Source organism: Endobacterium cereale, assembly GCF_009617585.1.
Lineage (GTDB): Bacteria > Pseudomonadota > Alphaproteobacteria > Rhizobiales > Rhizobiaceae > Neorhizobium > Neorhizobium cereale.
Genome location: NZ_WIXI01000038.1, coordinates 182,076 through 193,816, shown reverse-complemented (window position 1 = coordinate 193,816; position 11,741 = coordinate 182,076). Strand labels below are relative to the sequence as shown.

Sequence of the window (11,741 nt, the reverse complement as noted above, 5' to 3'; positions counted from 1 at the left end):
GGACGGTTGGCGTCATTTTGGTCAGATGCTGACCAATTTCGATGATGAACGTCCCTCACTGCAAGGCACGTTCGAACTGCATTCAGGCCTCGTGCTCGATTATGCTGTCATTCCGCTGCCGAACGCGCAGACCATGCTCACCTTCGTCAACCGCACCGACAGTGCGCTGGCGGAACGGGCGCTGAAGGAAAAGAACGAAGCGCTGCGCAAGGCCGATGAACTGAAGAACGATTTCGTTCAGCACGTCTCCTACGAACTGCGTTCTCCGCTGACCAACATCATCGGTTTCACCGATCTCCTGAAGACGCCGGGCCTTGGCGATCTTAACGAACGTCAGGCCGAGTATGTCGATCATATTTCGACATCGTCCTCGGTCCTGCTGACGATCGTCAATGACATTCTCGATCTGGCAACGGTCGATGCCGGCATCATGCAGTTGAACTACAACGAAACCGATATCGATGAATTGCTTGATGACGTGTCGCTGCAGATCGCCAATCGTCTTCAGGAAAACAACGTCACGCTGGAGATCAATGCTCCGTCGGGCCTAGGCGCGATTGTTGCCGACCAGCAGCGTCTCAAGCAGATTCTGATCAAGCTGATCACCAATGCCACCAATTTCGCACCGGAAGGTACGACAATTACGCTCAACTGCTGGCGCCAAAGCGAGGATTTCTTCTTCTCCGTGGCCGACAAAGGACCTGGCATCCCTGAGGACATGCTGAAAACGGTGTTTGACCGCTTCTCTTCCAGCAACAAGGGCGGGAAGAGAAGCGGTGCCGGTCTCGGCCTTTCCATCGTTGAAAGCTTTGTGACGCTGCACCATGGTGACGTGCGTATCGAAAGCGGCCCAAGCCAGGGCACAACCGTAACCTGCCGTATCCCGAGCGCGCTGAATGCCCGCTCCGTTGCCGCCGAATGAACGGCAGAACAGTTTTCACTATTGAACTGAAGGACGAGGCCGACACGGCCCGTCTTGGTGAGGATCTGGCACTCGCCTTGAAAGCCGGCGATTGCCTTGCGCTTTCGGGTGATCTTGGCGCTGGAAAATCGACGCTCGCCCGCGCCTTCTTGCGCGCATTGGCTGATGACGACGACCTGGAAGTCCCAAGCCCGACATTTACGTTGGTCCAGATGTATCCATTGCGCGTCCCAGTGGCGCATTTCGATCTCTACCGTCTGGCCGACAGTTCCGAGCTTGATGAACTCGGCTTTGATGAGGCTCTGTCGGACGGAATCTGCATCGTAGAATGGCCGGAAATCGGGGCGGCAGCGCTGCCGCATGACCGGATCGCCATGACATTGGAACACAAAGGCACCGGGCGGTTTGCGACCATAACGGCCAGCAACTCGCGCGCCGAGCGGATCGCCCGGACACTCGCCATTCGGCATTTTCTTGATGGCAATGGCTATGTCGGAAGTCGGCGGCGTTTTCTGACGGGCGATGCATCTGTCATGCGCGCCTATGAAAAGATCCATGCCGCCGATGACACCTCGGTCATCCTCATGGACTGGCCGAAACGCCCGGAAGGCCCGGCGGTTCTGGATGGAAAACCTTATCCCAAGGTCGCGCATATTGCCGAAAGCATCGAGCCTTTTGTCGCCATTGCCGGTTATTTGCGCGGTGTCGGGCTGACGGCACCGGAAATCCATGTTGCCGACTATGAAGCCGGTTTTCTGCTGCTCGAAGATATCGGTTCGGAAGGCGTGCTTGACGATACCGGCCAGCCGATCGCTGAACGCTACCGCGAAAGCATTGCTGCGCTCGCCCATCTGCATGTTCAGAACCCGCAACAGAATATCCCGTTTGCCGACGGGCGCAGCCACCATGTGCCGGATTTTGATCCAGTTGCCATGAAAATGGAAGCACGCCTGCTGCTGGACTGGCACCTGCCGTGGAAAAACGGGACGCAGGCCAGCGAAGACCAGCGCCAAAACTATCTGGCGATCTGGGACGACCTGATCGCCGAACTGTCTGGCGGCGAGACCCATCTCCTGCTGCGCGATTTTCATTCGCCCAACATCATCTGGCAGGAGCAGGCGGAAGGCGTCCGCAAGGTCGGGATCATCGACTTTCAGGACGGCATGATCGGACCGACGGCCTATGATGTCGCATCGCTGGTTCAGGATGCGCGTGTCACCATCGAGCCTGACCTCGCCAACACGCTGATGGCGGATTATCTTCGCCTGCGCCATGCACAGGGGAATTTCGATGAAAAGGCCTTTTTAAAGGCCTGGTCCATCATGGCGGCACAGCGCAACTGCAAGCTGGCGGGCCTGTGGGTGAGGCTGATGCAACGGGACGGCAAGCCAGGTTATATGCAGCATATGCCCCGCACACTGACCTATCTGTCTGCTGCACTCGAACACGAAGCGCTTCTCCCCTTGCACGAATGGCTGCAGCAGGCTGGTATAGTACCCAGCGAAACCTGACCACAGAATCACTGATACGGCGATCATGACGATAAGAAATGCGATGGTGCTGGCTGCCGGCCTCGGCACCCGTTTGCGACCTATTACCGACCGGATGCCGAAACCACTGGTGCAGGTGGGCGGCAAGGCGATGATCGATTATGCCTTGGACAGCCTGGCAGATGCCGGCGTTACAAGAGCCGTGGTTAACGTCCACCATTTTGCCGACCAGATGGAAACACATCTTGCCGCCTACCCGGGCCTCAACATTGCCGTTTCCGATGAACGCGATGCACTGATGAATTCCGGCGGCGGGCTGGTGAAAGGTCTGAAGCTGATAGAGCCGGGCCGTATTTTCGTGATGAATGCAGATCTGTTCTGGATCGGCGAAAAAGCTGGCAAAAAGACCAATCTCCAGCGTCTTGCCGAGTTCTTCGATCCTAAGCGCATGGATATGGCACTGCTCTGTGTGCCGATCGAAAACACCACCGGCCATAATGGCAAGAAGGATTTTGGCCTCGCTGCCGATGGTCGGCTTGTCCGGTTTTCAGAGGGATCTGGCGAGGCTGTGGTCTATGCGGGTGCCATTGTTCTCGACACGTCACTTTTCAACGACGCGCCGCAAGACGCTTTCAACCTCAACGTCTATTTTGATCGCGCCATAGCCGCTGGCCGCCTTTACGGCATCAGCCTGGAAGGTCATTGGCTGACCGTTGGCACACCGGATGCGCTTGTCGAAGCCGAGTCTGTGCTCCAACGAGCCGGAGTGAGCGCATGAGCGGCACCCGTCACAAACGGTTTTTTACGGTGCCGCCGGCGGTGCCGTTCCTCCATACGATTGCGTCAAAACTTCTCGATGGTTCGCTGGTCGAAGGTTTTCGGCATGATCCGGAAGATCCGCTATCGCTTTCCAAGGTCACCATATTCGTGCCAACCCGTCGTGCGGCGCGTGTCCTTCGCTCGGAATTTGTCGATCTGCTGGGTGGTCGCTCCGCAATCCTGCCAATCATTCGTCCGCTCGGTGAAACCGATGACGACAGCGGTTATTTCGATCTGACGGCACCGGAAGAGATGGATCTGGCGCTGCCAATCGGCGGTGTTGCGCGCCTGCTGGAACTCGCGCGCTTAATCCTTGCCTGGCGTAACCAGTTGCCGCTCGCAATCACCGCCGTTCACTCTACTTCACCGCTCGTGGCGCCTGCGAGCCCTGCCGATGCTATCTGGCTCGCCCGCGCGCTTGCCGAGCTGGTCGATTCGATCGAGACGGAAGAGCGGGACTGGAACGATCTCGAAAAGCTGGATACGACCGAACATCCGCTCTGGTGGCAACTGACAGCGGAATTCTTGAAAATCGCCAGCGCCTTCTGGCCGGCTCGGCTGGAAGAACTGCGGCGGTCGTCTCCTGCTCGACACCAGTCCGCCATCCTGCGCGGTGAGGCTCGGAGGATCGTTACCAGGCAGCACCAAGGTCCTGTCATTGTTGCCGGATCGACCGGTTCTGTTCCTGCGGCTGCCGATCTGATCGCATCAATCGCCTCTTTGCCGAATGGTGTAATCGTCCTTCCTGGTCTAGATCGATCAATGTCCGACGAAGACTGGCTGCTGCTTGATGACGATGCTTTTATCGACCAGCGATCCGAGCCAGCCGCGCGCAGCCATCCCCAATTTGGTTTGTCCAAACTGCTCAAAAGGCTCCAGATTGATCGTAGCGAGGTGGAAACACTCGATCTTCCTGCTTCTGACCTGCTCGTTCGTGCGGCCACTATTTCGAAAGCGCTGGCGCCAGCCAAAGCCACCGATGACTGGAGCGAATGGCGCACCAATACAGACAAGAATGAACTTGGCACCGCATTTTCCGAGGTTTCACTGATCGAAGCAGCAAACGAGCGCGAGGAGGCGACGACTATTGCCATCGCGCTGCGCTTGGCGCTGGAGCAACCCGGCCGACATGGACAATCCCAAGCCGCACTGATTACTCCCGATCGCGCACTCGCCCGCCGCGTCATGGCTGAGCTGGCCCGTTTCGACATCATTGCCGATGATACCGCCGGTGCTCCGTTGTCTTCGACATTGCAGGGTACGCTGCTGACATTGATGCTGGAGGCTATACTCAGACCGGGCGATCCCGTGCCGATCATCGGAGTGATCAAGCACCCGCTCGCATGTTTCGGCATGCCTAAGGGTGATGCCCAAGAGGCCGCACATGCACTCGAGCTTCTCGCCCTGCGCGGCGGTATCGGCGAAATCGAGATCGACAAGCTGAGTGATTTGCTTGAACGTCGCCTTGAGGAGCAGAAAGCCGATCGCCATACACCACAATGGCGCCTCTCCTTGCCGGACACAGCAGCAATCCAGGCAAAGGAACTGGCAGATCGGATAGCTACAGCCGTGGAACCGCTTGCATCCTGCCTTCTTGGCCGGTTGGCAAGCGGACGCGGAAGCACCATCAAGTTACCACTGGGGGAATGGGCTGCACGATCCGGCCGCGTACTGGAAGGTATTGCCACCGATGAACGCGGGGATTTGTCTGCTCTCTGGAGCGGTGAAGCCGGCGAACGACTGGCAAACATGCTCTCAGAAGTCATAGAAACCGATGGCCAGATGCAGGCGGATGGCCCGCAGTGGATCGACATCGTTGCGGCACTCACCGCAGCTGAGGCAGTAAAGCCCAAAGCCTTGAACCATCCTCGTATCTTCATTTTCGGAACGCTGGAAGCGCGCCTGCAAAGCGTCGATATGCTTGTCCTCGGCGGGTTGAATGAAGGATCCTGGCCGGGTCAATCGGTCAATAACCCTTTCCTGTCGCGATCCATGAAAGTTGATCTCGGCCTTGAGCCGCCGGAACGCCGAATCGGTCAGCTCGCCCACGACTTTGAGATGGCCAGCGGTACCCGTAAGCTGATCTATTCACGATCCATGCGTCAAGGTACGGCGCCAACCGTCGCCTCACGATGGCTGCAGCGTCTGCTTGCCTTGGGCGGACAGGATTTCGCAAGAACCTTGCGCGCGCGTGGTGATGTCTACCGTACCTGGGCGGCGCTGATCGATGATGCGCCATCCCGGCAAGTCAGCCCACGGCCCTCTCCCATTCCGCCCGCAGACATGCAGCCGACAAAATATTCGTTCAGCGAAGTTGGCCGTCTGAGACGTGACCCCTATTCCATTTACGCCGCTCGTGTGCTGCGACTTGATCCGTTGAAACCCTTCAACGAGGAACCGGGCGCGGCACAGCGCGGCACGCTTTATCACCGCATCATCGACCAATATACACGTGAAAGCCATCTGCCCGGCACACCAGCAGCTCGCGAAGCGATCCTGCGGCTGACCAATACGCTTTTTGATGCGGAAATGCTGCCTTCCCATGTCGATCAGATCTGGCGACCGCGGTTTATAAAAGTCGCCGAAGCCTTTCTCATATGGGAAAAGGACCGCGCTGCCGACATCAAGGAAACTTTCACGGAGCTCGCAGCCGGATTCGACATCCCGGAAGCCGGAATACGATTGACAGGGATTGCCGACCGCATCGATATCAAAGCCTCGGGTCGGGCCGATATTATCGACTACAAGACGGGGCTGAGCCCTTCCGTCAATCAAGCCCGCTCATTGCTCGATCCTCAGCTCGCCCTGGAAGCAGCGGCCTTGCTGGCGGGCGGCTTTAAGAACATGCCGGCATTGACGCCCGAGGAACTCACCTATGTTCGCCTGCGACCGGGCGAGCGCTTTGCAACGGATACTATAAACAACGAATTTGCCAAGGAAACGGCACGTACGCAGCCCAAATCGGCCATCGACCTCGCAAATGAAAGCCGTGGCCAGTTGGCCGGTTTCGTAAATCTTTTGCGCAGCGGTAAGGCCGGTTTTTCTTCACGCCTCGTCCCAATGATGCAAAGTGCTTACGACGGTGATTACGATCACTTGGCCCGTGTCGCCGAGTGGTCCACTGCGGAATTCGAAGAGGGTGAAAGCGATGAGTGATCTCCTGTCGCAACCCGTCGACGATGATCCGATCCAATGGCTGGACTGGACGAGTGTCCAGCAATCACGCGCGTCCGATCCCATGAGCTCTGCCTGGGTCTCGGCCAATGCCGGTTCCGGTAAAACACATGTACTGACGCAGCGTGTTATCCGGCTTCTTCTGGCTGGTTGCCGCCCGTCCGCCATTTTGTGCCTGACCTATACCAAGGCCGCAGCATCAGAAATGTCAAACCGCGTGTTCCAGCGGCTGGCAGGCTGGACCATCCTTTCAGACGAAGCGCTGAGCGATCAGATCACCGCCATGGAGGGCAAACGGCCTGATCGGTTAATGCTGGCAGAAGCCCGCCGTCTGTTTGCACGGGCCCTGGAAACCCCTGGCGGCCTGAAAATACAGACCATCCATGCCTTCTGTGAGGCGCTGCTGCATCAGTTTCCACTGGAGGCGAATGTTGCAGGGCATTTCTCCGTACTCGATGATCGCGCTGCGGCCGCATTGCTGGATGAAGCGCGCCGATCACTTCTGACGGCAACGGCCAAAAACGAAGATGGCGGTCTAGCCTCTGCTTTTGCTGATGTTCTTGATCTTGGTGATGAAAGTGGCCTGGAAAATCTGCTGTCCGACATTATCGCCAATCGGACCGCCCTCCGTCTATTCCTGACAAAGGCAGAAACCACAGGCGGAACTGGCTTTACGCTGCGCAAGGCCTATGGATTGTCCGCCGACGAGAATGAAGAGACTGGAGCCGCGGCCTACTGGCCCCTGCCCGGCCTATCAGGCGCAACACTCGATCTCTATCTTGACCTTGCCGATCGCAGCGGTGGCGTAAAGGTCACCGACGTTGCTTATGGCATGCGGTTGGCGCAGCGGGAAACGGACGTTTTCAAGCGCGCGGAATATCTGGAAAAAATCCTGCTGACCAAAGACGGAAAGCCGAAGGCCGACTCTTCGCTGGTTGCCAAGGCGATGCTGACAGCCGCACCCGAACTGGGCGCCGCCGTGGCAGCCGCGCGCGATCATGTTGCCGCCTGCCGTAACCGTATGCGGACCTTGCGCATGGTAGCGGCAACCGAGTCGGCTCTGCTGCTGGCAGAACGGTTGAATCGGGATTATGAAGGCCTGAAAAACCAGCGCAGCCTTCTCGACTTTGAAGACTTGATCAACCGAACAGCCAACCTTTTGACGCGCGATGGCGTAGGGGCTTGGGTTCATTACAAGCTTGATCAGGGCATTGATCATATTCTCGTCGATGAAGCCCAAGATACCAGCCCGGTTCAGTGGACCGTGATAAAATCTTTGGCAGAGGATTTCTATGGCGGAAGCAGCGCGCGCAATGTAACCCGGACGCTTTTTGCAGTCGGCGACGAAAAGCAATCGATCTATTCGTTTCAGGGCGCTCGACCTGAACGCTTTGCCCAAGAAAGAGACGACACGCAACGGCAGGTCACCGGCAGCGGACTTTCCTTTCATTCGGTTCGCCTCCCCCTTTCCTTCCGCTCCACCGCAGAGGTTCTAAGTGCAGTCGATCAGGTGTTTTCGCTGGAAGACAATGCACGCGGTCTAAGCGCCCGCAGCGAAACAATCATCCATCGTTCAAATCGCCTATCTCACCCCGGTATAGTGGATCTTTGGGATACAGTGGTTCCCGATGTTCTGGAGACAGAAGAGGACTGGACTGCACCTTTCGACTCCACCCCCGACAAGGCGCCCTCTGCCATTCTTGCATCTCGGATGGCCCATGCCATCGGTGCGATGATCGCAAAGGAAACCGTAATCGACCATGGTGTCGAGCGGATGATCCGTGCCGGAGACGTGTTGGTTCTGGTGCGCAAGCGCGATGGATTCGTTAACGCACTCACCCGCGCGCTCAAACGTAAGGGGGATATTCCCGTCGCCGGGGCCGACCGTCTGAGTTTGACCAGCCATATAGCCATTCAGGACCTGTTGGCGCTTGGGCGATTTCTGCTGCTGACCGGAGATGATCTGTCGCTGGTATCAATCCTCAAAAGCCCGTTATTCGATCTATCGGAGGACGATGTCTTCGAGATCGCTGGCCATCGACCGGAAAAGACTAGCGTCTGGGCGTATCTGCGGACGCTGGCTGCCGACAATCCCAAGCTGCAGGCCGTTGTCGACAGGCTACAGCGCTATATCGCCTTGTCCCGAACGCTGAACGTTCATGACCTGTTTGCACATCTGTTAGGGGCGGACGGAGGCCGCAGGCAATTTCTTGCCCGCCTTGGCAGCGAAGCAGGTGATATTCTCGATGAGTTTCTAACCTTCGCGATGGATCACGAAACGAGTGGTTTGCCCGGCCTGCAAGCCTTTATCTCCACTCTTGAGCTGGAATCACCAGTGATCAAGCGTGAGCAGGATAGTGGCCGCAACGAGGTGAGGATCATGACAGTCCACGCCTCCAAAGGATTGGAAGCACCGGTCGTTTTTCTGGTCGATAGCGGTTCAAAAGCGTTCGTTCACAGCCATATTTCGAAACTCCGAATGCTGCGTGTCGGTGATATGGATGTCCCCGCGTGGCTCCCATCCAAAGCAGTATCGAACGGATTTAGCGATGCCGACGAAGAACGCCTGAAAATAGCGACAGACGAGGAGTATCGTCGCCTTCTTTATGTCGGTATGACGCGTGCTGCCGATCGATTAGTAATTTGCGGATATCGTGGAAAGCGCGAAAACCCAGAGAGCTGGCAGGCAATGGTCGCACGCGCACTTAGCGCGAACAATGAAAATTGCAGGCCTGCGGAATTCGCTGGACCCGATGGAAACTGGACGGGGTTGAGCTGGCGTCTGTCCGGAAAATTGATAAGGCCCGTTCCGAAGGAAGAGCTATCGCCAACGATCGACGATAGCGCCTTTTTGCCGGATGCTCTTTCCAGACCACTACCTCCACAAAAAATGCTGCCGCGACCACTCAGCCCATCCGGTGCTGGCGCAATGATTGATGATGAGGCCAATGACGCGCTATTCACCTCGCCACTTTTTAGCGAGGCTGCCAGTCCTGACCACTCACTGCAGCGTGGGCGCATGACACACCGCATGTTGCAGATGTTGCCAGACTTTCCGGAAACCGAGCGTCAGGCGGCGGCCGAACGTTACTCGGCTCGTGCCGTACCCTTCTGGCCGGAAAAGGAACGGCGGCAATTGGTGACGTCCGTCATGGCGGTGCTTTCAGCCCCGGATCTTCGCGAAGCCTTTTCTGATCATGCGCAGGCAGAAGTTTCGATTATGGGCACTTTGAAACTCGATGGTCGAGACTACGCCGTTTCGGGCCGGATAGACAGACTGGTCGCCAATGACACCCGGGTGATGATCATGGATTACAAGACAGATCGCCGTCCGCCGAAGTCTGAAGAGCAAACATCCTTTTCACATCGGGCGCAGCTGGCAATCTATCGAGAGATCCTCAGACCGCTTTACCCGGGCCGTGCAATCGACTGCGTGCTGGTCTATACCGAATCAGGTCATGCCATTCGGCTGTCGGACGATTTGCTTTCCCGCTCGCTTCTGGAACTCAGAACAAAGTGATGTCGGAACCATTGAAATTCGCCAGGTCCGCGCGCACATTTGGCCCAACACGAATTCTAAAGGAGAGCCCTATGGCTACCGTTAAAGTAGACATGTCGAACTTCCAGGCCGAAGTTCTGGATTCCACCCAGCCTGTCGTCGTGGACTTCTGGGCGGAATGGTGCGGCCCGTGCAAGATGATTGGTCCGAGCCTCGAAGAAATTTCGACAGAACTTGCCGGCAAGGTGAAGATCACCAAGCTGAACATTGATGAAAACCCGGAACTGGCGGCCCAGTTCGGCGTCCGTTCTATTCCGACGCTGGCGATCTTCAAGGGTGGTGAAGTGGCCGACATCAAGGTTGGTGCCGCTCCCAAGACCGCACTTTCCAGCTGGATTTCCGGCGCTGCCTGATCCAGATTAGGCCTAGTGAACGAAAAAGCCCGGTTTCGCAACCGGGCTTTTTTATTTCGGTGGTGTTCTGTTATCCTCAAGGACAGTGCCCGCCAGATACAGCGATCCGCCAATCAGAATACGTGGTGCCACTTCTTCCGGCATATGCCGCTCGGAAATTTCTTTGAGCGCTTCAACAACACTCAGCGACGGCTCAGCCACCAGACCCGCATCAAACGCTGAATGCGCAAGAATGACCGGATCAATCATTGATTCCGAACCTCGGATAGGCACCGTAAAAACATATTCGGCGATGTCTGCGAAAGCGCGGAAGTAACCGACCGGTTCCTTGGTGTTGATCATGCCTGTGATCAGATAAAGTGGTCTTGCCTGACGCTCTTCGAAGCTTGCCATGGCCTCCGCGATAACTTCTCCGGCACCCGGATTATGGCCACCGTCCACCCATATTTCCGCTCCGTCCGGAGCATATTGCAAGAGCTCGCCTTCGGTAAGGCGCTGCAGACGGCCAGACCACTCGACGGTATTCATGGCCTCTTCCATCATGGCTTCCGTCACCGCGAAACCTGCTTCCTTGACGGCGCGGATTGCGGCGGCTGCATTAGCAAATTGATGGCGGCCAAGAAGGCGCGGCAAGGGCAGGTCGGCAAGGCCGAATTCATCCTGATAGATCAGCCGGCCGAATTCTTCATGCGCCGAATAATCCTGCCCATAAACGGTCAGTGGACATGAGAGACGATCCGCCGTCGAAATCAGAACATCAAGTGCTGCATCATATTCCTGCTGACCGATGACCACCGGGCATCCTTTTTTCATGATTCCCGCCTTTTCGGCGGCAATCAGTTCAACGCGATCGCCAAGATAGGCCTGATGGTCGAGGGAGATCGGCATGATGATCGAGACCGCCGGTTTCGGCACAACGTTGGTGGAATCGAAACGGCCACCCATGCCGACTTCGAGAATGACCGCATCAGCAGGAATTTCCGAAAATATCAGAAAACCGACAGCCGTCAGAATTTCGAAAACGGTGATATGCTGGCCGCCATTGGCTTCACCAACCCGCCTCAGCGCGTCCGCGAAGACCGCATCATCAACAAACTCGCCCTGGCCGCCTTTGACACCGATACGATAACGTTCGTGCCAATTGACGAGATGCGGCGAGGTGTGGACGTGGACGGCATGACCTCCGGCTTCCAGCAATGCGCGGCAGAAGGCTGTGACCGAACCCTTACCATTGGTGCCGGCGACATGAATGACCTTCGGCAATTTCAGATGCGGATTGCCAAGCACGTCGAGCACCCGCAAAACGCGGTCCAAGGACATATCGAAGCCCTTGGGATGAAGCGTCATCAGCCGCTCGATTTCCTTGGCTGCCTCGCTCGGCGCCGGTTCCGTCATCGCCGTCATTCCACCCGCCTCATCAGAAT

7 protein-coding genes are annotated in these 11,741 nt (G+C 57.0%); 6 read left to right on the top strand and 1 reads right to left on the bottom strand.

The window, feature by feature from the left end:
- From GAO09_RS08220 to trxA, 6 genes are all read left to right on the top strand, one after another.
- On the top strand, positions 1–922 hold a 922-nt coding region (locus tag GAO09_RS08220), incomplete at its 5' end, for a sensor histidine kinase (RefSeq protein WP_209018645.1).
- Positions 919–2,433 carry a tRNA (adenosine(37)-N6)-threonylcarbamoyltransferase complex ATPase subunit type 1 TsaE gene (gene tsaE / locus GAO09_RS08215; RefSeq protein ID WP_153353537.1) on the top strand — a complete coding sequence of 505 codons (1,515 nt, stop codon included), beginning with the start codon at positions 919–921 and terminating at the stop codon, positions 2,431–2,433. The genes GAO09_RS08220 and tsaE, both read left to right, overlap by 4 nt.
- A gap of 25 nt (positions 2,434–2,458) precedes the next feature.
- Positions 2,459–3,190: a nucleotidyltransferase family protein gene (locus GAO09_RS08210; protein WP_153353536.1), complete on the top strand. Its 732-nt coding sequence runs from the start codon at positions 2,459–2,461 to the stop codon at positions 3,188–3,190.
- Positions 3,187–6,387 (top strand): double-strand break repair protein AddB, encoded by a 3,201-nt coding sequence (addB, locus tag GAO09_RS08205; protein ID WP_153353535.1) that lies wholly within the window; start codon positions 3,187–3,189, stop codon positions 6,385–6,387. Before GAO09_RS08210 ends, addB begins: the two co-directional genes overlap by 4 nt.
- The gene (gene addA / locus GAO09_RS08200; RefSeq protein ID WP_153353534.1) at positions 6,380–9,925 is read left to right on the top strand and encodes a double-strand break repair helicase AddA; all 3,546 of its coding nucleotides are present in this window, start codon (positions 6,380–6,382) and stop codon (positions 9,923–9,925) included. Before addB ends, addA begins: the two co-directional genes overlap by 8 nt.
- A gap of 71 nt (positions 9,926–9,996) precedes the next feature.
- Positions 9,997–10,317, top strand: coding sequence for a thioredoxin (gene trxA, locus GAO09_RS08195; RefSeq protein ID WP_153353533.1), 321 nt, complete (start codon positions 9,997–9,999; stop codon positions 10,315–10,317).
- A 51-nt stretch (positions 10,318–10,368) separates the two neighbouring features.
- Here the strand turns inward: trxA and GAO09_RS08190 are convergent, their stop codons facing one another.
- Positions 10,369–11,721 carry a bifunctional folylpolyglutamate synthase/dihydrofolate synthase gene (locus GAO09_RS08190; RefSeq protein WP_235937978.1) on the bottom strand — a complete coding sequence of 451 codons (1,353 nt, stop codon included), beginning with the start codon at positions 11,719–11,721 and terminating at the stop codon, positions 10,369–10,371.
- Between the last annotated feature and the right edge of the window lie 20 nt (positions 11,722–11,741).

Bases quoted from the DNA above. Each gene is read 5' to 3' on its own strand.
- GAO09_RS08190 (WP_235937978.1), bottom strand. From the start codon at position 11,721: ATGACGGCGATGACGGAACCGGCGCCGAGCGAGGCAGCCAAGGAAATC.
- addA (WP_153353534.1), top strand. From the start codon at position 6,380: ATGAGTGATCTCCTGTCGCAACCCGTCGACGATGATCCGATCCAATGG.
- tsaE (WP_153353537.1), top strand. From the start codon at position 919: ATGAACGGCAGAACAGTTTTCACTATTGAACTGAAGGACGAGGCCGAC.
- GAO09_RS08210 (WP_153353536.1), top strand. From the start codon at position 2,459: ATGACGATAAGAAATGCGATGGTGCTGGCTGCCGGCCTCGGCACCCGT.
- addB (WP_153353535.1), top strand. From the start codon at position 3,187: ATGAGCGGCACCCGTCACAAACGGTTTTTTACGGTGCCGCCGGCGGTG.
- trxA (WP_153353533.1), top strand. From the start codon at position 9,997: ATGGCTACCGTTAAAGTAGACATGTCGAACTTCCAGGCCGAAGTTCTG.